Here is a 20,573-nt window from a genome sequence, read left to right on the forward strand (position 1 = left end):
CTTTACCCACTCCCTTCAAATAATCTCAATCCACTGTTGGAGTCGTTGGGGTGAAAATCACGGAAAGCGTTCCGCGATAATGCCCGGCATTTTTATCCAGCACCGTAAACTTATCGACTTCGAGCAGTAACGGTGTAGGCACGCACAACACCGGGTAGGTGATGCCCGGCAATCTGACGGGGCGAATTTTATTCTGATTAATTTGCGTCCAGACAATGCTTTGATTGTTTTTCACCGCCAGCATACCGCCGGTTTCCGGGTCCTGAAGTTTTACGTGATAATCAATTCTGTCGTGTTCAGGGCCTTTTGTGCCACCCTCGCGGAAAATTGAAAAATCCTCACTTGCCCGGCCTGCCGGCACCACACCTTCGTCCTTGAGTCGCAGTTCAAAGCGGGTACTGTTTGAGTTGTAACCGTCGTATAAACACATATCCAGATAAGTGGTGTCTTGCGCATAAGCACTGGCATCCGGTGCGCCGCGTGGTCGCAAGTCTAGCTCCACTAAAGGTGTGGCATGACTGAATTCCGGGAAGTAAATATCGATATGGTTCGGGTCGATAACATTCAGGTCGATATGTGCGTTGAAATCGGCCAGAAACAGCCTGGGGTCCCATTGCATGAGTTTGAGATGTAAATCGGCTTGCCAAATCCCACCCACGGGTAGTTTTCTTAGCTCAGAGGTGGTGAGGTTAACCGTTAAGACCGCCTCAGATAGTGAGGTGCCATCCCCACAGATTCCTCCTCCCGCACCATAGATTTGATAGTGACCTGTATATTTAGCGCACGAGTACTCACCATTAAAAGCCATCTCATGATAGCCCTCAATATTTAGCACCACCTGCATTCCACTGCGCTTTTCGGTAAATAATAGCGGTACTGTTGTCGTTCCACCCGCTGACCACTGACCCGATGTTGGGCATTGGCCATGTTTGGGGTCACTGTTGCTTTCACATATCCAGTGATTTCCCGACCATTTAATGGGAACTTCTGCATCATAACCACCAGACTCCCGCGACCAGATATTGATATCCGCAGAGGGTGGTGCCATCCGGTCAAAGGTGCGCAGAATATTCACTGTACTGGGTGCAGGAACGCGTATTTCTGCATGCAATATAAAAGGCATGGTCCACAAAATAATCAACAATGTTATCCGATTCATTCTTTTCCTTCCGTCTGGACGGATCCTATGAACTGCCGGGATTTTGATTTCGCCAGCAACAGTTCGTTGACGTCATCAGGTAAACAGTTTGTGTATTTAACGATGATTTTTTTAAAGCTTCTAACCGGAGGTAAAGTATATTTTTCTGGGTGTATGTTTTTATTATGTTATGACGCTGACACAATTCAATATCGAATAATTTTATATGCTACGGATGAATGCCTTATTTTTCTGGCGTTCAAATGGACACAAAACAGATCAGTTTGTTACTCCCGCCGGGAATAGCAAATTTTGGCGGTAAGCTTGCTAAGTCTTCGCCACTGCTGGGGCATTTCAATTCCTTTTGAGGGGGATCGGGATTGGTTATTTTGAGGAGGCGAGTTTTTACAAATTGTATAGTTTTAGAGATTAATCTTATATTGCCTTCACCTTTTGAATCCTGCCCCGGAGTTATCGGGTGTGTGGTAATAATTGCTTGCGAAAAAAAACAAACAAAACATTTTAAATACTTGCACGAAAATAATTGTGGGTAAAAGTTAATTGACTTTTTCTGATGCCGGTGAAATTAAATTAATGAAAATTAAGAATTACAAAACTCCAGCGCTAAATGTGCTGTAAATTATAGGTGAATATATCTATTTTTTATATCAAATATAATAGATCGATAAGATCAATTTAATTGATTAAAAGTGGTGATGGCGGTTGGTTTTATTGATTTTGGGGGTGGATTAATTCCCATGAATAATTTTTGTAGTGAATATATTATAAAGTGTGACAAATGACAAATTAAACCAATTTGGCGACAGTCATTTAAAGGAGATTACAATGTGCCGCTAATTTTGGGGTGCGTTCCATGCGATCAATCAGGCTAATAACCGGCGCATATACATCAGTAGATTTTAATTCGCCCGAACAAGAGGCATACGGTGGCGAGTAGCATGGGGTTTTATGATGAGTAAAGGACGAGTTAGGGGCGATAATAAAGCAGAGATAAAAGGCGTGTTCTGAGTGGGTAAAATCGCTTTACCCACTCAATAAAAATAAACTCAATCCACTGTTGGGGTCGTTGGGGTGAAAATGACAGTCAGCGTCCCGCGATAATGCCCGGCATTTTTATCCAGCACCGTAAACTTATCGACTTCAAGCAGTAACGGTGTCGGCACGCACAACACCGGGTAGGTGATGCTCGGCAACCGGACCGGGCGAATTTTATTCTGATTAACATGCGTCCAGACAATGATTTGATTGTTTTTCACCGCCAGCATACCGCCGGTTTCCGGGTCCTGAAGTTTAACGCGGTAATCAATTCTGTCGCGTTCAGGGCCTTTTGCACCACCCTCGCGGAAAATTGAAAAATCCTCGCTTGCCCGGCCTGCTGGCACCACGCCTTCGTCTTTGAGTCGCAGTTCAAAGCGGGTACTGTTAGAGTTGTAACCGTCGTATAAACACATATCCAGATTAGTGGTATCTTGCGCATACGCACTGGCGTCCGGTGCGCCGCGCGGGCGCAAGTCAAGCTCCACTAAAGGCGTGGCATGACTGAATTCCGGGAAGTAAATATCGATATGGTTCGGGTCGATAACATTTAGTTTGATATTTGATATGAAATCGGCCAAAAATTGATTGGGATCCCATTGCATAAGTTTGAGATGTAATTCTGCCTCCCAGATCCCACCGATGGGTAGCTTGCGCAACTCAGCTGCGGGAATATCCAGGGTTAAAACAACTTCTGAAGCATTACCGCCCCCGCCGTCAACCCCGTCATAGCAGACCATGCCCTTTGCCGTGTATATTTGGTAATTATATTCCATGCCGACGCAGCCATTTTCATGATTAACGGTAGTACGAAAACCGCTAAGATTGAGCGTGACACGCATTCCACTGCGTTTTTCTACAAACAACAACGGTAGGACTGTAGTTCCTGTTGCACCCCATATAGCGGATGTTGAACATTGTCCATGTGTGGGATCGCTTGAACTTTCACATACCCAGGCGTTTCGCGCCCATTTTTTGGGATCTGTCGTGTCGTATCCACCTGACGCACGTTTCCAGATACTGATATCTGCGGAAGGTGGCGACATTCGGTCAACGGTACGGTTGATATTCACCGTACTGGGTGCCGGAGGAACAACCGTTGCTAGCGTGGCACCTGAACTCGCCCACAAAATCATTAACAATGCTATCCGTTTCATTCTTTTCCTCCCGCCGAGACGGTTTCTATGACTTGCCGGGATTTCAATTTCGCCAGCAACAGTTCGTTGACGTCATCAGGTAAATCTTCACGGTTGATCGACAGGCAGGAAACCTCACCGATAAAGCGAATAATCCCCCGCTGTTTTTTGACTTTGAGTGGGCACTGATAAATGGTTTGCCCGGATAATAAATAGAGCGCAGGAGCCTGGGTGGTCAGCTCAGCCGTAAAGCCGCCATCTTCACTAAGCAGCAGCATTTTGCTGTTCAGGCCAATGACCGGATGCGCTTTTGCCGAGGCGGGCAATAGCAGGCGGCCCGTAAAACCGTACAGATGCTCAACCTGGACATGGCGCAGACGCAGTTTCCCCGGCAGCAGCATAATATTTCGCCCACCGGAGCCGTTGATGATATTTGTGGTACTGCCCTGGCTGAGAGGGGCGCTGCTGTCGCTGATTTCCACCACAGCAGGCTCAAAGCCCATTAACGGGAACAGGGCGGCACCGCCCTGGGTGATATGTGCAGTACGGCTGCCGGAGACTCTTGCCTCCACGGCAATTCCGTCATCCTCTTCACCGAGGTCGTCTATATCGACAAGAACAGCAGAAGAAGGCTCGTTGTAGCCCGCGGCACCCCAGTGCAGGCCTTCGCGGCTGAGCGCAAGGCTGGAACTCCAGGTACCGCTAAGGGCGCTGGTGTGTTTGTCCATTTGTTGATCGTAACTGTCAGACAGCGTGGAGCTCAGGTTGCCGTATTGCCCCTCAAGACGCCCGCTGATGCTGGCATCCAGCGTATCGGTATTGATCCCCCCGGCTTCAAGCGTCAGCTCTTTGTGGCTATCACTGTCCTGATACCAACTGTGAGAGGCGTTATAAGACAACTGTGATGACTGGTTCTGACTGTCGCGATAATCAGCACTCAGGCGAGTGGACTGGCTGGCTCCGTTTTCATCGGCACGCGGAGACTGGCTGACAGCAAGTGAAAGGTAAATGCCATTATCGGTGCCGTTATATCCATCATCTTTGCGGTGGAAAAGCCCTAATGTGGTATTGAACATCCAGTCATTGCGGCTGAATGCCCGTGAGGCGCTAAACTGAATGGATTCTGAAGTATTGTTTTCACTGGCCTGCTCTAACAGGTTGTCTTCAAAGCTTTTGTCTTCATCCCACGGCGTATGGTAATCGGAATTATTCTTCGTTTGGATATAGCCCAGCATGAAATTCCATGACAGCGCATTGGCACTGAGCGTGGCATTGAGGCTTTCATAGCACCCCAGGTTGGTATAATCGCTGCTGTCGTTGTCATAGTTGCCGGAACAGTGGTCGCCAGAAGATGAAAAACGGTACAGGCTCAGGGAGGGGAGATTGCTGGCAGTCCAGCTAATTTGTTCGCTGTCGCCGTGGCTGTTTTCGGAATCGCGGAACAGCCTGCCCGTCAGGCTCACGCTACCGGCGGCACCTAAATCGGGTGAATAATCAATGCCGGATTCAACATAGCCGGTACTGTCCACCGCCGCTGTACCCAGCGTCAGCGAAAGGGCAGGGGAGAAGGGTACACGCACCCCGGCCTGGAAGGCGGTATTGTCCTGCGTACCGCCGTCACTTATTTTTCCGCCCTGTGCAAACCAGTGAATGTTGCCATCATCCATTCCACCCGTTTTGGTAAAAGGGGCGGTTTCCGTGCGCACCAGTTGGTTGCTTTCATACACACGCAACTGCACGTTATAACTGCCGGAGGGGAATAAAGAACTGTCAATATTCTGGTTACCGGCCGAGAGGTAAAAAGAGCCGAGTAACTGTTCATTGCGGTAAGCATCGACACGGGCATTACGTGAAAGCAACACGGTAAGTGGTGTTCCTTTATTTGCCTGTTCGCGGTTAAGGTAACTGAGTGTGGTGCCGACTCGCACCCCGTCAATGGCACCCAGCGGCAGAAAACTGAAATTAAAATTACCGCCCTGGTTGTTGAATAACATCCGGCTATCCATACGGCCCAGCTGCGTGTAATAACGCTTGCCAATATCATAGCGATAATAAAGATCGTTCAGGTCCGCCTGATTATCATTTTCATCTTCATTTTGCGTAGCAGAGAATGACCAGTCTCCGGCGATATAACTGTTATCACTAACCCCCAGTGCTCCCGAACCCTGAATAAAGAAATTGCTGTAGTCTTCCTGAGCCAGAAAATTGATATCCTGCTGGTGAATAAAAGCGTTCACTACATCACTGGTTGTCGGGGACAGATACAAATCATGCTTACCCGAAACCGGCATCCACGCTTTTTTCATAAACAGGCTGACACTGTTTTCACTGTTGTCGTAAATAGCATCAACGCTATCAGATTGAATATAGCCGCACCCGGTATTCTGCTGCCCGTAACTGCAGGCTAGTGTGTCATTGCGCGCTAAAGAGTTGCTCAGAGCCTGGAGAATAAGCGGATAATCTTTTTCTGTTGTTTTGGAAGGTAATTCCAGGGCAGTAAGGACTTTTTCTGGTTCGACAAATTTCAGACTGTCGAGACTGACAATGGCCTCAAAAAAACCGATATGTTTGCCAGAGACTACGACATCAACACGCTCCTGCTGACCCTGAGCGAGAATTTCAAACCCAGCGGGGATTTTTAATGGGGCTGAGTAGACTTCCAGAGAAAACACTGCAAATATAATAAATTGATATTTTTTCATAGAAATTCACCAGCAATCATCCATGATATTAGCCACCCGACGCGGATGAATATAAATAATAAATTCTACTGCTGTTGCCATTAACACTATCCCGTCATACTTTAAGCTGCCTCTTTATTGGCTACAGCCACTCATTCGAATCACTTACTTATGTAAGCTCATCGGGACTTGCTCTTTTGCCGTCTCAGTGCAGCTTGAATTATTTTGGGACTAAAATAATGTCAGCAATAAATATGTTTTTTGAAATTGAAACTCAGCCAGTATGACAACTGGCTGAGTTTTCATTTTAAAGAAATGCCAGAGTAGACTATGGTGCAGTCGTTGGATCCTGATAAAGGTAAATGCTGACCACGCCCTGATACATACCTGTTTCTACAGGCCCTTTGGTGGCCTGTGCGATGGTTAATTCTTTCGCCAGAGAACCGGTTTTTGCGGCCTCTGCACCATTAGGGAAAAGCGCTGCAGTTTTCAAATCAATCGGTGTTCCGGCGCTCAGTGCTTCACCACCCCAGCTCACAGACAGTGGGACTGGGTTGGCAACTGGGCCGGTGTTATTCACTAACTGTGGCGCGGTAATTAATTGCAGATGCACATCACCCGCAGTTGAAGCGGTGGCATTTGACCAGATTTTTGTCATCATCGAGACCGGTGACAAACCATTGCCAGGGATATATTGCATCTCTACAGATTTCGGCAGTGCACTACCGTCTGACAAAGTCATATCAATACTGGCGTCAACGTTAGCGGTTACCGTGATATCTTTCTGCACAGCAACGGCTGAACCTGCCAGTGAAATAAACAGTGCAGCAACGGCAAGGGGTTTCAAAGCAAACGATTTCATATAATATTATCCTTAATATTGAACTTAGATTGAACTACAAATCTACCTACAGGTACTAAATAATGAGAGGTCTCATTAATTCATTTTCAATTCAATGCTGGACTCTTTCTTATCCATCCAGTTTCTGTATTTAACAATGACTTTTTCATAGTTTGATGTTAGTGGTAAGTCGTAGCTCTTGTCTGGGTATATATTTTTGTTTTCTTTTTTCCACTGACATTCTGATTCTTTTTTACCGTGCTGGCATAAGCCAATATCAATAATTTTTATGCGTTGCGTGCCGTTATTTATTAAGTTTTTATTGTCGGAGGATAATGCAATTTTAATTTCTGGGTTAGCTGATGGTACGGTAACTAAAATACCCCAGACAAGATTCACGCTCACATCGGTCTTAATACCCGTTCCGGTATTATCGGATGATGCATCGTCAAGCGAAGGTACGCTCTCAAACATGACGCGATAAATTTCTTCTTTCTCTGGCGTATTCATGGCAACAAAACGGACCAGTTTGCTGCTTCCACCAGGAATAGCAAATTTTGGTGGCATAATAGCTAAGCCTTCCCCACTCCCCGAAGTCATTTCAATTTCTTTTTCTTCAGGTGTACCTGGGTTGGTTATTTTGAGAAGGCGGGTTTTTACAAATTGTACATCGTTAGTTTTAGATATTAATCTTACGCTGCCTTCGCCTTTTGAATCCAGACCCAGAGCCATTGGGTAAACCGTAATGTTTGCATAAGCGGAAGATTGAATGAGTACCAAGATGAATGCAAAAACAAATTTCTTCATACTGTTTATTTCCATTTATCATCTGAAAATTAAGATGATACTGGGTTGAAAATGTTGTTTGAATACTAAAGTGGGGGGGGGGGCATGTGCAATGCTAAAGAAATAAATGAATTAAAAAGTTGCGTTAGATTTTTTTTAATGAATTAATTCACACTATCGATCTTTTGGGTTTAATCATTTATTGTGCGAATAATATTATTAGTTGAATCATTAATTAAATAGATTAATGCAATTATTAGAGGATTAATTAATTTAGATAGTAGGGTATCACCCCACTATCTCGCAATTACTTCCCGCATACCTCGCATTGTGGATTGCGGGGCAGTTTCATTTCGCGGAACTGGCAGGTCATCGCATCGTACATCACGATTTTCCCAGCAGCGGACGTGCCGTAATGCGTCAACACTTTAAGGGCTTCCATCGCTTGCAGTGAGCCGATAACGCCAACTAACGGTGCCATCACTCCCGCTTCAACACAGGTGAGGGCGTTATCGCCAAACAGGCGGCTCAGGCAGCGGTAACAGGGTTCACCATCCCGATAAGTAAAGACGCTGATTTGGCCTTCCATACGAATGGCCGCGCCAGAAACTAACGGCTTTTTAAGCGTAAAACAGCACTGATTTAGCTGATTACGAATGGCTACGTTGTCAGTGCAATCCATCACCAGGTCATGCTCCGCAATCATTTCCATTAACTGCGTTTCGTCTAACAGCGCGTTGATAGCGTCAATCTGAATATGAGGGTTAATCGCTGCAAGCACATCACGGGCAGAATCGACTTTTGGCTGCCCGATGGTCGCATCGCGATGTAGCGTCTGGCGCTGCAAATTAGACAGCGCCACGGTATCGAAATCTAACAACGTTAAGTGACCAACACCCGCTGCCGCCAGATAGGGCGCGCTGGCGCAACCCAGCCCGCCAAGCCCAACAACTAATACACGCGCGGCTTTCAGTGCTTCCTGTCCGTCAAAATCGAAACCGCGCAGAATAATCTGGCGGTTGTAGCGCAGCATCTCCCGATCGCTCAGTTCAGCGCCCATCGTTAGCCTCCAAACAAATGGTTGAACGGCTCAACCTCGACCCAGTCGCCTGCTTCTACATTCCCACGTTCACGCTCCATGACGATGAAACAGTTAGCCTGACTAAATGAGCTGAAAATATGCGAACCCTGATGACCGGTGCTCACCACTTCTAATTGTCCGTCCTCACCCGTGCGCATCATGCCACGCTGGAAATCGAGGCGACCTGGGGATTTTTTCAGACGCCCAACGGTACGCGCACGCTGGCGTGGTGGCAGAGGATTGCCTTGCTGACCGCTTAGTTTCGCCAACAAGGGCTGGACCAGTTGATAGAAGGTCAGCGCCGCAGAAACCGGATTACCCGGCAGGCCGCAGAACCAGCTATTTTGCAGGCGCCCAAATGCAAACGGTTTGCCCGGTTTGATGGCAAGTTTCCAGAAACCCACTTCGCCGAGTTCTTCCAACAACTGTTTGGTGTAATCTGCTTCGCCAACGGAAACGCCGCCGCTGCTGATAACCACATCGGCCTTGCTGTCCGCTTCAATAAATGCCGCACGCAACGCTTCAGGATCATCACGAATAATCCCCAGATCCATAACTTCACAACCCAGTTGCTCAAGCATGATATGCACCGCCAGACGGTTGGTGTCATAGATTTGACCTTCACCGAGCGGCGTACCCGGCAGTTGCAGTTCATCGCCGGTAGAAAATACTGCCGTGCGCACTTTGCGAAACACAGCGACGTCGGCAATACCCAGTGAGGCAATCAGCGGTAACTCAGCGGCGGTGAGTTTTTTACCTGCCGGTAAAACGCTCGCACCCTGACGAATATCTTCCCCACGCAGACGCACGTTTTGCCCGTTTTTTACAGCTTCGTTAAAACGAACGCCGCTTTCGGTCACAGTGGCTTCTTCCTGCATGACAACGGCATCGGTGCCTTGCGGCACGGGTGCGCCAGTCATAATGCGAATGCAAGTGCCTTCTGGCCACTCGCCGGCAAACGGCTGCCCGGCAAAGGCTTTCCCCGCAACGGGCAGTGCTGAACCCAGCGCAATATCTTGCAGGCGTACCGCGTAACCATCCATGGCTGAGTTATCAAACCCTGGGACATCAATCGGTGAAGTGACAGGGTGCGAGGTAATGCGCCCAGCTGCTGCCAGCAAAGGGATGGACTCGGATTCGGTGACAGGAACAATACGAGACAACATCTGTTCCATTGCGGTTTCAAGGGGGATAAGCCCGGCGTTAAATTCCATGAAAGCTCCTGCTGCGCGGGAAAAATATGGCAAACATTATGTCAGAGAAATCGTTGACGCTGAATGTCCCATTATGGGTAATCCATTTTGTCATTATTCTTTACATCACTTTTACATCTTTCTATATTCAAAAATCGAATTAGTTAACAGCAACGAATCTGATACTTATAGATTTTTAGCGGGCGAGATTTCGGATGGTGGATATAGTGGATAACGCTGCGCTTATCCATCCTGTGTTGGTTTTGTAGGTCGGATAAGCGCAGCGTCATCCGACAATAATCTAAGAATAAAACAAACTCTGACAAGGCAATGTCGACATGACCAAAGCAGTAATCGCTATTCATGGTGGCGCGGGAGCTATTACCCGTGCGCAACTCAGCCCGGAAAAAGAACTGCTTTATATTAAAGCCTTATCGGAAATCGTAGAGGCGGGCCAGGCGTTGCTTGCAGCCGGTGGCAGCGCACTGGATGCAGTGACCGAAGCGGTGCGCTTGCTTGAAGAATGCCCCTTATTTAACGCGGGTATCGGTGCGGTCTTTACCCACGACGGCACCCACGAACTGGATGCTTGCGTGATGGACGGTAATACCCTGGAAGCGGGTGCCGTGGCGGGCGTTAGCCATATTCGCAATCCCATTCTCGCCGCCCGACAGGTGCTGGAACACAGCCCGCATGTGCTGTTAATCGGCCGAGGGGCAGAAAATTTTGCTGAGCAGCAAGGGCTTGAACCGGTCACCCCTGATATTTTCTTCACCCAGCAGCGCTGGGATCAATTAAAGCGTGCTCTGGAAAATGACCAGACCGTACTCGATCACGATGGTGATGAACCGATCAATCCTGACACCAAATTTGGCACCGTCGGTGCCGTCGCGCTCGATCAATATGGCAATCTGGCGGCTGCAACCTCAACGGGCGGCATGACCAATAAAATGCCGGGGCGTGTTGGCGATTCACCGATTATCGGCGCGGGTTGTTATGCCAATAATGCCAACGTCGCGGTCTCTTGCACAGGTACGGGCGAAGTGTTTATGAAAACCCTCGCGGCCTACGATATTGCGGCGTTGATGGAATATGGCGGGCTGAGTCTGCAACAAGCGACTGATCGCGTGGTGATGGAAAAACTTCCGGTGTTGCAAGGCAGCGGCGGGGTGATTGCTATCGATAGCGAAGGCAACGTGGCGCTGCCATTTAACAGCGAAGGGATGTACCGCGGCTACGGTTATGTCGGGGATGCCCCAAATGTCGGAATTTATAATAGCCAGGAGCATTGATGCCCCACAGTCATGATTTGCCCGACGACGACGTGCTCTGTGTCAGCGCACTCAACGTTCGCTTTCGTCAGGAAAAGGTCGATACCCAGGCTGTGTCCGACTTGTCGTTTGCGCTAAAACGCGGCGAGACTCTGGCGATTGTCGGGGAGTCCGGTTCCGGGAAATCAGTCACTGCGCTGGCCTTAATGCGCCTGCTGGAAAAGACCGCCAGCGTCGTGGAGTGCGATAAAATCTTGCTGCGCCGCCGCAACGGTGAGGTCATCGAACCCGCCACGCTGAGTTCGTCGCAAATGCGCCATGTGCGCGGCGCGGACATCGCCATGATTTTTCAGGAACCCATGACGTCGCTCAATCCGGTCTTTCCCGTGGGCGAACAAATTGCCGAATCTATCCGCTTACATCAGGGGCTGGGTAAACAGGCGGCGATGGAAGAGGCGCGCCGCATGCTCGAGCGAGTGCGTATTCCGGAAGCAAAAGCTATTTTGGGGCGATTTCCGCACCAGCTCTCTGGTGGTATGCGCCAGCGTGTGATGATTGCGATGGCGCTCTCGTGTCGCCCGGCGGTGCTGATTGCCGATGAACCGACCACCGCGCTGGACGTGACCATTCAGGTGCAAATCCTCCAGCTTATCCGCGTGTTGCAAGATGAAATGCAAATGGGCGTGATTTTTATCACCCATGATATGGGCGTGGTGGCGGATATCGCCGATCGCGTGCTGGTGATGTATCGCGGTGAAGCGGTCGAAACCGGGAGCGTTGAGCAGATCTTTAACGCCCCCGTTCACCCTTATACCAAAACGCTTTTGGCGGCGGTACCCCGTCTTGGCGCGATGAATGGTCGTGATTTACCGCGTCAATTTACGCTGGCGGATCCGCAAAACCCTGACCAACCGGAAGCCGAAACCGAACAAGATACCATTGCCCCAGGAGCGGTGCCGGTGCTGGAAGTTCGGGAGCTGGTGACGCGCTTTGATATCCGCAGCGGTATTTTCAACCGGGTCACCAGTCGGGTACATGCGGTAGAAAAAGTGAGTTTTGATTTATGGCCTGGTGAAACGCTGGGGCTGGTGGGGGAGTCGGGCAGTGGCAAATCCACCACCGGGCGAGCGCTATTACGCCTGGTTGAAACACAGGGCGGCAGCATTCACTTCAACGGCCAGCGCATCGACACGCTGTCAAATTCCGACATGCAGCATGTGCGCAAAGACATCCAGTTTATTTTCCAGGACCCGTATGCCTCCCTCGACCCGCGTCTGACGGTGGGGTATTCGATTATGGAGCCGCTTCTGGTGCATAACGTCATGCCCAAGGAGCAGGCGCAAGAACGCGTGGCCTGGTTGCTGGAGCGCGTCGGGTTACAGGCGGAGCATGCGTGGCGTTATCCGCACGAGTTTTCCGGTGGGCAACGCCAGCGTATATGCATCGCCCGGGCATTGGCGCTCAATCCAAAAGTGGTGATTGCTGATGAGTCAGTCTCGGCGCTCGATGTTTCGATTCGGGCGCAAATCATCAACCTGATGATGGATCTCCAGCGCGAATTTGGCATCGCCTTTTTGTTTATTTCTCATGATATGGCGGTCGTTGAGCGTATCTGTCACCGCGTGGCGGTGATGTACCTCGGGCAAATTGTTGAAATCGGCCCCCGTCGCGCGGTGTTTGAAAATCCGCAACATCCGTATACCCGGAAATTAATGGCGGCAGTGCCGGTGGCTGATCCTGAGCATCGTCGGCCTAAACCCGTTTTGCTCTCTGATGAAATCCCCAGTACCACGCACAAACTGGGTTATGAACCGCACGTTGCAACGCTTGTGAATGTCGGGCCTGGGCACTTCGTTGCCCGGGCACAAAGATAAGCCTATTTCGGCCAAGGAAAATCAGGAGAACACCATGACAGCAATAAAAAGTAAAAAGTGGCTGTTGGCGGCGGGTCTTGCCACCAGCGTGATTGCCGCACCGGCATTTGCCGCTAAAGATGTCGTCGTCGCTGTAGCATCCAATTTCACCACGCTTGACCCGTATGATGCCAATGACACGCTTTCACAAGCGGTGGCAAAGTCGTTTTATCAGGGGCTATTTGGCCTTGATAAAGAGATGAAACTGCAAAATGTGCTGGCAGAAAGCTACACCGTTTCTGACGACGGGCTGGTTTACACCATCAAATTGCACCCTGGAGTGAAATTCCAGGATGGCACGGATTTCAACGCCGAAGCGGTGAAGGCCAACCTCGATCGCGCCAGCAACCCTGAAAATCATCTCAAGCGTTATAACCTCTACAAAGCCATTGCGAAGACTGAAGCCGTTGATGCCAACACCGTAAAAATCACGCTTAAACAGCCGTTCTCGGCGTTTATTAATATTCTCGCCCACCCGGCAACCGCCATGATTTCTCCGGCAGCCCTGAAAAAATACGGCAAAGAGATTGGTTTCCATCCGGTCGGGACTGGCCCGTATCAACTGGAAACCTGGAACCAGACTGATTTTGTGAAGGTGAAGAAATTCGACGGTTACTGGAAGCAGGGGCTGCCTAAACTCGACACCATCACCTGGCGTCCTGTGGTGGATAACAATACTCGTGCGGCGATGCTGCAAACCGGTGAAGCGCAATTTGCGTTCCCAATCCCTTACGAGCAGGCCGGAGTGCTTGAGAAAAACGACAAGCTGGAACTGGTGGCATCGCCTTCGATCATGCAGCGTTATCTCAGCATGAACGTGACGCAAAAGCCGTTTGATAATCCAAAAGTCCGTGAAGCTATCAACTACGCAATCAACCGCCAGGCACTGGTGAAAGTGGCGTTTGCCGGTTATGCGACACCAGCCGAAGGCGTGGTGCCGCCATCCATTGATTTTGCGCAAAAGTACAAACCGTGGCCATACGACCCGGCAAAAGCCCGCGAACTGCTGAAAGAAGCGGGTTATCCGAACGGTTTTGAAACCACCTTGTGGTCATCGCACAACCACAGTACCGCGCAAAAAGTTTTGCAGTTCACTCAGCAGCAACTCGCGCAGGTTGGCATCAAAGTGAAAGTCACGGCGATGGATGCCGGGCAGCGTGCCGCTGAAGTCGAAGGTAAAGGCCAGAAAGAGAGCGGCGTGAGAATGTTCTACACCGGCTGGTCGGCGTCGACGGGCGAAGCTGACTGGGCGTTGTCGCCACTGTTCGCTTCCTCTAACTGGCCGCCAACGCTGTTTAACACGGCGTTCTACAGTAATCCGCAGGTGGATAAAGATCTGGTTGAAGCATTGAAAACCACCAATCGCGATGATAAAGCGAAGCTGTACAAAGACGCCCAGGACACCATCTGGAAAGAGAATCCATGGGTGCCGTTGGTAGTGGAAAAACTGGTTTCCGCCCACAGCAAAACCCTCAGCGGTTTTTATGTGATGCCGGATACCGGATTTAGTTTTGATGACGCAGATTTGAAAGAGTGATGGTTTGCCCTCACCCTGGCCCTCTCCCCCAGGAGAGGGGACTGTCCGGTGTTCTCTTCTACTCCCTCTCCCCCAGGAGAGGGGACTGTCCGGTTTTCTCTTTCCCTCCTTCTCCCTCAGGAGAGGGGACTGTCCGGTTTTCTCTTTCCCTCCCTCTCCCTCAGGAGTGGGAATTGTCCGGTGTTCTCTTCTACTCCCTCTCCCCCAGGAGAGGGAAGAGTCCGGTGTTCTCTTCTACTCCCTCTCCCTCAGGGAGAGGGTCGGGGTGAGGGTGGTTAAAGGTGAGGGTGTGTAAAAACAATGTTTAACTACTTCCTTAAACGCCTGCTAGGCCTCATCCCCACGCTACTCATCGTCGCGGTGCTGGTGTTCCTGTTCGTCCATATGTTGCCTGGGGACCCGGCGCGTTTGATTGCCGGGCCGGACGCCGATGCCACGGTTGTGGCGATGGTGCGTAATCAACTGGGTCTGGATTTGCCGCTGTGGCAGCAATTCTTACACTACATCAGCAATATCATTCAGGGGGATTTTGGAACCTCGATGGTGTCGCGCCGTCCGGTTTCCGAAGAGATCGCCAGCCGTTTCATGCCCACTTTCTGGCTCACTATCACCAGCATGGTTTGGGCGGTAATCTTTGGCCTGTTCACCGGCATTATTTCCGCCGTCTGGCGCAATCGCTGGCCGGACAGACTGAGCATGACGATTGCGGTGTCCGGCATCTCTTTCCCGGCGTTTGCGCTGGGGATGTTACTGATGCAGGTGTTTTCCGTGGAACTGGGCTGGCTGCCAACGGTGGGTGCGGATAGCTGGCAGCATTACATTTTACCGTCAGTGACGTTAGGGGCGGCGGTAGCGGCCGTCATGGCGCGTTTTACCCGCGCCTCGTTCGTCGATGTGCTGCAAGAAGATTACATGCGAACCGCACGCGCGAAAGGGGTGAGCGAAACCCTGATAGTCCTCAAACACGGGCTACGTAACGCGATGATCCCGGTGATCACTATGATGGGCTTGCAGTTCGGATTTTTGCTCGGCGGATCGATTGTCGTCGAAAAGGTATTTAACTGGCCGGGGCTTGGGCGCTTGCTGGTGGATTCGGTCGAGATGCGCGACTACCCCGTGATTCAGGCGGAAGTGCTGCTGTTCTCGCTGGAATTTATTGTTATCAACTTAGTGGTGGATTTGCTCTACGCCGCCATTAACCCGGCTATCAGGTACAAGTAAGGATGCGACTCTTTAACTGGCGACGCCAGGCAGTACTGAATGCGATGCCGATTGTTCGGCCAGATCAGGTGCGCACCCCGTGGCACGAATTTTTGCGCCGCTTACGCAAGCAGCCGGTGGCGATGTTCGCAGGGGCATTCGTGTTGTTCCTGATTGCTATCGCCCTGATTGCGCCGTGGATTTCACCGTTCGATGCGGAAAACTATTTTGATTACGATCGGCTCAATGATGGCCCGTCAATGATGCACTGGTTTGGCGTGGATTCGTTAGGGCGGGATATTTTCAGCCGTGTGCTGGTCGGGGCGCAAATCTCGCTGGCGGCCGGGGTGTTCTCGGTACTCATTGGCGCGTTAATTGGCACCTTTTTCGGCCTGCTGGCTGGATATTATGAAGGGTGGTGGGATCGCGTCATTATGCGGATTTGCGATGTGCTGTTCGCCTTTCCGGGGATTTTGCTGGCGATTGCTGTGGTCGCGGTGATGGGCAGCGGGATGTCGAACGTGATTATCGCGGTCGCTATTTTTAGTATTCCCGCTTTTGCCCGCCTGGTGCGCGGCAACACGCTGGTGCTAAAACATCAAACCTTTATCGAGTCGGCCCGCAGTATTGGTGCTTCGGATGCGACCATTATCTTCCGTCATATTCTGCCAGGGACGGTTTCATCGATAGTGGTCTATTTCACCATGCGTATTGGCACGTCGATAATCTCAGCCGCGAGTTTGTCATTTTTAGGATTAGGCGCGCAGCCACCAACGCCGGAGTGGGGCGCGATGCTTAACGAGGCGCGAGCGGATATGGTGATTGCGCCGCATGTGGCCATTTTCCCGAGTCTGGCGATCTTTCTGACGGTGCTGGCGTTTAACTTGTTAGGGGATGGTTTGCGGGACGCGTTAGATCCGAAGCTAAAAGGTTAATTTCAAAGAAAAAAAGGCGGATGACGCTTGCGCTTATCCGCCCTACAACTGTATTTCGTAGGTCGGATAAGCGTTAGCATCATCCGACATTCAAAATCGTAGGTCGGATAAGCGTTAGCGTCATCCGACATTCAAAATTTAAACCACTGAACCCCACAGGTCATATTCGTCCGCGTTTTCTACTTTCACGCGCACCACATCACCTGGTTTCAATTTGGTTTCGCCATTCAGGTAAACCGCGCCGTCGATTTCTGGAGCATCAGCCATGCTGCGGCCAATTGCACCTTCTTCGTCAACTTCATCGACGATCACCAGAATTTCGCGGCCGACTTTCTCTTGCAAACGCTCAGCAGAAATCTGCTGTTGCAGCTGCATGAAACGGTTCCAGCGCTCTTCTTTGACATCTTCCGGTACTGGATCGGCCAGTTCGTTGGCGGTCGCACCTTCTACCGGGCTGAACTTAAAGCAGCCGACGCGATCCAGGCGCGCTTCTTTCAGGAAGTCGAGCAGCATCTGGAAATCTTCTTCAGTTTCGCCAGGGAAGCCAACAATGAAGGTGGAACGCAGCGTCAGATCCGGGCAAATCTCACGCCATTGCTTAATGCGCTGCAACTGACGATCAACACTGCCTGGGCGCTTCATCAGCTTCAGAATGCGCGGGCTGGCGTGCTGCAAAGGAATATCCAGATACGGCAGGATCTTACCTTCGGCCATCAATGGGATCACATCATCCACGTGTGGGTACGGGTAAACGTAGTGCAGACGCGTCCAGACACCGAGTTTTGCCAGTTGCTCGCACAGGCTCACCATGCTGGTTTTCACCGGCTCGCCATTGTAGAAACCCGTGCGGTGCTTGACATCTACGCCATACGCGGAGGTGTCTTGAGAGATAACCAGCAGCTCTTTAACACCAGCATCAACCAGACGTTTTGCTTCAGATAACACATCGCCAATCGGGCGGCTGTCGAGATCGCCACGCATTGAAGGGATGATGCAGAAAGTACAACGGTGGTTGCAGCCTTCAGAAATTTTCAGATACGCATAGTGACGCGGAGTCAGCTTCACGCCTTGTTCTGGCACCAGGCTCAGGAACGGGTTGTGTTTTGGTTTTGGCACATAGTGGTGAACGTGCTGCAAAACTTGCTCGTAACTATGCGGGCCAGTGATTTCCAGAACTTTAGGGTGCACTTCACGGATTTGATCTTCTTTGGCCCCTAAACAGCCGGTCACAATCACTTTGCCATTTTCGTTCAGCGCTTCGCCGATCGCTTCAAGCGACTCTTGTACGGCACTGTCGATAAAGCCACAGGTGTTAACGATAACCATATCGGCATCATCATAGCTAGGCACTACATCGTAACCTTCGGTGCGCAGCTCAGTCAGGATCCGTTCAGAATCAACGAGGTTTTTTGGGCAGCCGAGGGAGACAAAGCCAATACGGGGTTGTTGCATACAGGTCACGCTCACAAAGTAAACAGAAAATAAAAACCGGGCGATTCTACACGGGTTTGCCATAAGGCTCTACTGCTTGTTTTTCCCGGCGCACAAGATGAAATTTCAGAATCATTGAAGTGCTTAGTTTTTGCTTACCGGGGAAGCAGGCTCTATTATCTTCCGGCTTTACATAATCGTAACGTCCCGCTTAAAGAGAGAACCGCATCATGCGCAAGATTTTAGCCCTTTGGGGGATGCTGACGGGTGTTCTGTTGGTATCAGCTTGTAACATCATCCCAACACCGCTCAACACGCCGCCAGCCACGGCACAGAAGTTTGTTTGCGGCGGTGAGAAACTCGCTATAGATGGCGATTATGCCTGGTACAACGGCGACCGTTATTCTTACCAACGTATGAGCGGCGGACAGGCATTTTATCGCTACCACAGCAGTAACTTCGGCCTGAAAAAAGTCGGCGAAAACCGCACGATGTTCATCGGACTCGATGCCAAACCTTGTGTGGCAGCGAACTAATTGAGGAAACTTCCCCGTGACATGAGTACGTTGCTGCTCGGTTTTACGCTGGCGGGGTGTGGCACGCTGTCTAACGTGGCCCCCGAGGCAGAAGTGCCGCAAAAAGCACAACGTGTTTGTGGCGCATCAGAATCGCGTGATATTAACCAATGGCTCCCCGCCATGGTTGAACAGCAATCTCCCGGGTTGGTAGTTGGGGTGATTGACGCCAGTAACCAACGCCACTTCTGGCAGTTGGGTGTCACCGATACAATGCACCGTCATCCCGTCAATCAACAGACGTTGTTTGCCGTCGGCTCGCTGAGTAAAGGGATGACCGCCGAAGCGACCGCGATATTAGTGGCGCAGGGGCGGTTGCACTGGTCGGATACGCTTGAAACCTTAATGCCGCCGTCGGTGCCATTAAGTGCGGATGCAAAGAAAATCACGTTGCTGCAACTGGTGACTCATACCTCAGGGTTGCCACGGCAGAATATGGATTTGCCGATGTTAACAGCCTTTATTCGTTATCTGGGCAATGGCGAGAATTTCTATGCGCATCTTGATAGTGACGATGTAGTGGCCGATCTGGCAGATTTTTCCAAACCCCACAGTACCGAGCCCCATTACTCAAACCTGGGCTATGCGGTGCTGGATTATGTTTTGCATTATCAAACCGGCCTGCGTGCCGACCAGTTGGTGCAAACGCTGATCTTCGATCCGCTTGAGATGCACAACAGCAGTTTTACTCCGCAAAAACTCAAAAGTTATCCGCTGCGTGCCATTGGTCATGCGGGCAGCCAGCCGAAGTTTATTCCCCGTGGGCAAGTCGTTCCTGACTGGCAGTTCACCGGCAACATGCTCGGAGCGGGCGGCTTGTATACCGATACCGCTGATTTGCTGACTTTTGCCGCCGCTCATCTGGAAAGCACCGGCCACGCAACGCTGGATAAAGCTATCGTTGATACGATGAAAATCTATTATCCGCGTGAAAAAGAAGCTGCCAATATTGCCTGGGTGACGGACACCTATGGCGAACAAACCATCACTTATCAGGTCGGCTACATTGGTGGGTATTCCAGCTATATTGGAATTGATCGCCAGAATCATTTCGCCGTTGTGGTGCTGCAAAACAGCTTCACCTGGCAAAACAACCTTGGTCACAGTGTGTTACGTCAAATGTTCGAGGAACAGCATCACACCGCCACTTGTCGGGCAACTTAATCAGCCTGACGCCTTGTTTCTGTGTAAATGTTAACGTTTGTAAAACTTGTTGCTGAAGATCAAAAAAGGCGCTGATAAAGCCCGGCCTGTCTAAATTTTATCCATACTTTAAGTGTGTGCTTTTAGTTCTCATCACACGGGGGGTAAATGTATGACCGGGGAGTCACTGAAACGCGAAGTCCTGAAAAAGATGATTATCGCGAAAATAGACGTAGCCGCTTATCTCTCATTGAGAAAAGCCAAAGGCTATATGTCTGTCAATGAAACCGAGCATCTGCGCGATAACTTGTTCGACTTGTCTGCTGAGTATCGTGAAAAGTGTTTAAGCCTCACATCCCGTCTTAGCTCACAAGAAATAGCGAGCCTCAATCAGGGGATCGGCGCGGTATCTGCCGCTGCGGTTTGCCTGATGAGCGGGCCTCACGATTGCCCGCAGTACATCGCAATAGATGCCGATAAGCTTGAAAACTGCTTGCGACAACTTTCTGCCAGCCTGAAAGATCTTATGGGGCACCAACTGGCGTTAGAAAGTTGAAATTCCGAGGGGAGGCGACTCCCCTCTGGTAAAGTTTTTGTAAAACTGCCAGTCCCAATTCCTGGAAAGCTAACCTTATCGGGTAGATCCGAAAAGGAGA

General features: G+C 50.3%; 17 protein-coding genes. 9 read left to right on the forward strand and 8 right to left on the reverse strand.

From position 1 onward, the window contains the following. Positions 1 to 25 precede the first annotated feature (25 nt). From WBL83_RS15070 to moeA, 7 genes are all read right to left on the reverse strand, one after another. Positions 26 to 1,159, reverse strand: coding sequence for a CfaE/CblD family pilus tip adhesin (locus WBL83_RS15070; protein WP_424589908.1), 1,134 nt, complete (start codon positions 1,157 to 1,159; stop codon positions 26 to 28). A gap of 1,046 nt (positions 1,160 to 2,205) precedes the next feature. Then, a complete protein-coding gene (locus WBL83_RS15075; protein ID WP_424589909.1) occupies positions 2,206 to 3,351 on the reverse strand; it encodes a CfaE/CblD family pilus tip adhesin in 1,146 nt (381 codons plus the stop codon). Further along, entirely contained in the window at positions 3,348 to 6,032 is a 2,685-nt protein-coding gene (locus WBL83_RS15080) for a TcfC E-set like domain-containing protein (protein WP_424589910.1), read from the reverse strand. The genes WBL83_RS15075 and WBL83_RS15080 overlap by 4 nt, the downstream gene beginning before the upstream one ends. 307 nt (positions 6,033 to 6,339) lie before the next feature. After that, positions 6,340 to 6,873 (reverse strand): fimbrial protein, encoded by a 534-nt coding sequence (locus tag WBL83_RS15085; protein ID WP_424589911.1) that lies wholly within the window; start codon positions 6,871 to 6,873, stop codon positions 6,340 to 6,342. A gap of 75 nt (positions 6,874 to 6,948) precedes the next feature. Next, entirely contained in the window at positions 6,949 to 7,659 is a 711-nt protein-coding gene (locus tag WBL83_RS15090; protein WP_424589912.1) for a fimbria/pilus periplasmic chaperone, read from the reverse strand. A gap of 286 nt (positions 7,660 to 7,945) precedes the next feature. Then, the gene (moeB, locus tag WBL83_RS15095; protein ID WP_424589913.1) at positions 7,946 to 8,698 is read right to left on the reverse strand and encodes a molybdopterin-synthase adenylyltransferase MoeB; all 753 of its coding nucleotides are present in this window, start codon (positions 8,696 to 8,698) and stop codon (positions 7,946 to 7,948) included. A gap of 2 nt (positions 8,699 to 8,700) precedes the next feature. Further along, the gene (gene moeA / locus WBL83_RS15100; RefSeq protein ID WP_424589914.1) at positions 8,701 to 9,933 is read right to left on the reverse strand and encodes a molybdopterin molybdotransferase MoeA; all 1,233 of its coding nucleotides are present in this window, start codon (positions 9,931 to 9,933) and stop codon (positions 8,701 to 8,703) included. On the opposite strand from moeA, the gene WBL83_RS15105 reads away from it, so the two are divergent. The 6 genes from WBL83_RS15105 (at position 9,932) to gsiD (ending at position 16,768) form a co-directional block, all read left to right on the forward strand. Continuing rightward, positions 9,932 to 10,147 (forward strand): hypothetical protein, encoded by a 216-nt coding sequence (locus WBL83_RS15105; RefSeq protein ID WP_424589915.1) that lies wholly within the window; start codon positions 9,932 to 9,934, stop codon positions 10,145 to 10,147. The genes moeA and WBL83_RS15105 overlap by 2 nt on opposite strands. A 103-nt stretch (positions 10,148 to 10,250) precedes the next feature. After that, a complete protein-coding gene (locus WBL83_RS15110) occupies positions 10,251 to 11,204 on the forward strand; it encodes an isoaspartyl peptidase/L-asparaginase (protein WP_424589916.1) in 954 nt (317 codons plus the stop codon). Continuing rightward, a complete protein-coding gene (gsiA, locus tag WBL83_RS15115) occupies positions 11,204 to 13,057 on the forward strand; it encodes a glutathione ABC transporter ATP-binding protein GsiA (RefSeq protein WP_424589917.1) in 1,854 nt (617 codons plus the stop codon). Before WBL83_RS15110 ends, gsiA begins: the two co-directional genes overlap by 1 nt. A gap of 34 nt (positions 13,058 to 13,091) precedes the next feature. Beyond that, on the forward strand, positions 13,092 to 14,633 hold the full coding sequence (gene gsiB, locus WBL83_RS15120) for a glutathione ABC transporter substrate-binding protein GsiB (protein ID WP_424589918.1): 1,542 nt from the start codon (positions 13,092 to 13,094) through the stop codon (positions 14,631 to 14,633). 300 nt (positions 14,634 to 14,933) lie between these two features. Further along, positions 14,934 to 15,854, forward strand: coding sequence for a glutathione ABC transporter permease GsiC (gene gsiC, locus WBL83_RS15125; protein ID WP_424589919.1), 921 nt, complete (start codon positions 14,934 to 14,936; stop codon positions 15,852 to 15,854). 2 nt (positions 15,855 to 15,856) lie between these two features. Further along, complete coding sequence (gene gsiD, locus WBL83_RS15130; protein WP_424589920.1) at positions 15,857 to 16,768, forward strand: glutathione ABC transporter permease GsiD; 912 nt, start codon at positions 15,857 to 15,859, stop codon at positions 16,766 to 16,768. Between the two features lie 138 nt (positions 16,769 to 16,906). Here the strand turns inward: gsiD and rimO are convergent, their stop codons facing one another. Further along, positions 16,907 to 18,220 carry a 30S ribosomal protein S12 methylthiotransferase RimO gene (rimO, locus tag WBL83_RS15135; RefSeq protein WP_172893636.1) on the reverse strand — a complete coding sequence of 438 codons (1,314 nt, stop codon included), beginning with the start codon at positions 18,218 to 18,220 and terminating at the stop codon, positions 16,907 to 16,909. Between the two features lie 209 nt (positions 18,221 to 18,429). On the opposite strand from rimO, the gene WBL83_RS15140 reads away from it, so the two are divergent. From WBL83_RS15140 to WBL83_RS15150, 3 genes are all read left to right on the forward strand, one after another. After that, entirely contained in the window at positions 18,430 to 18,735 is a 306-nt protein-coding gene (locus WBL83_RS15140; protein ID WP_424589921.1) for a hypothetical protein, read from the forward strand. Between the two features lie 21 nt (positions 18,736 to 18,756). Next, on the forward strand, positions 18,757 to 19,938 hold the full coding sequence (locus tag WBL83_RS15145) for a serine hydrolase domain-containing protein (RefSeq protein WP_424589922.1): 1,182 nt from the start codon (positions 18,757 to 18,759) through the stop codon (positions 19,936 to 19,938). Between the two features lie 151 nt (positions 19,939 to 20,089). Next, a complete protein-coding gene (locus WBL83_RS15150) occupies positions 20,090 to 20,473 on the forward strand; it encodes a biofilm formation regulator BssR (protein ID WP_424589923.1) in 384 nt (127 codons plus the stop codon). Positions 20,474 to 20,573 lie beyond the last annotated feature (100 nt).

Origin of the sequence: Buttiauxella sp. (assembly GCF_049686335.1) — a bacterium.
Classification (GTDB): Bacteria; Pseudomonadota; Gammaproteobacteria; order Enterobacterales; family Enterobacteriaceae; genus Buttiauxella.

Excerpts from the sequence above, each read along its gene's own strand:
- WBL83_RS15070 (WP_424589908.1), bottom strand. The coding sequence starts at position 1,159 with ATGAATCGGATAACATTGTTGATTATTTTGTGGACCATGCCTTTTATA.
- gsiB (WP_424589918.1), top strand. The coding sequence starts at position 13,092 with ATGACAGCAATAAAAAGTAAAAAGTGGCTGTTGGCGGCGGGTCTTGCC.
- WBL83_RS15080 (WP_424589910.1), bottom strand. The coding sequence starts at position 6,032 with ATGAAAAAATATCAATTTATTATATTTGCAGTGTTTTCTCTGGAAGTC.
- moeB (WP_424589913.1), bottom strand. The coding sequence starts at position 8,698 with ATGGGCGCTGAACTGAGCGATCGGGAGATGCTGCGCTACAACCGCCAG.
- WBL83_RS15105 (WP_424589915.1), top strand. The coding sequence starts at position 9,932 with ATGAAAGCTCCTGCTGCGCGGGAAAAATATGGCAAACATTATGTCAGA.
- gsiC (WP_424589919.1), top strand. The coding sequence starts at position 14,934 with ATGTTTAACTACTTCCTTAAACGCCTGCTAGGCCTCATCCCCACGCTA.
- WBL83_RS15090 (WP_424589912.1), bottom strand. The coding sequence starts at position 7,659 with ATGAAGAAATTTGTTTTTGCATTCATCTTGGTACTCATTCAATCTTCC.
- WBL83_RS15110 (WP_424589916.1), top strand. The coding sequence starts at position 10,251 with ATGACCAAAGCAGTAATCGCTATTCATGGTGGCGCGGGAGCTATTACC.
- gsiA (WP_424589917.1), top strand. The coding sequence starts at position 11,204 with ATGCCCCACAGTCATGATTTGCCCGACGACGACGTGCTCTGTGTCAGC.
- rimO (WP_172893636.1), bottom strand. The coding sequence starts at position 18,220 with ATGCAACAACCCCGTATTGGCTTTGTCTCCCTCGGCTGCCCAAAAAAC.
- WBL83_RS15075 (WP_424589909.1), bottom strand. The coding sequence starts at position 3,351 with ATGAAACGGATAGCATTGTTAATGATTTTGTGGGCGAGTTCAGGTGCC.
- WBL83_RS15150 (WP_424589923.1), top strand. The coding sequence starts at position 20,090 with ATGACCGGGGAGTCACTGAAACGCGAAGTCCTGAAAAAGATGATTATC.
- moeA (WP_424589914.1), bottom strand. The coding sequence starts at position 9,933 with ATGGAATTTAACGCCGGGCTTATCCCCCTTGAAACCGCAATGGAACAG.
- gsiD (WP_424589920.1), top strand. The coding sequence starts at position 15,857 with ATGCGACTCTTTAACTGGCGACGCCAGGCAGTACTGAATGCGATGCCG.
- WBL83_RS15145 (WP_424589922.1), top strand. The coding sequence starts at position 18,757 with ATGAGTACGTTGCTGCTCGGTTTTACGCTGGCGGGGTGTGGCACGCTG.
- WBL83_RS15140 (WP_424589921.1), top strand. The coding sequence starts at position 18,430 with ATGCGCAAGATTTTAGCCCTTTGGGGGATGCTGACGGGTGTTCTGTTG.
- WBL83_RS15085 (WP_424589911.1), bottom strand. The coding sequence starts at position 6,873 with ATGAAATCGTTTGCTTTGAAACCCCTTGCCGTTGCTGCACTGTTTATT.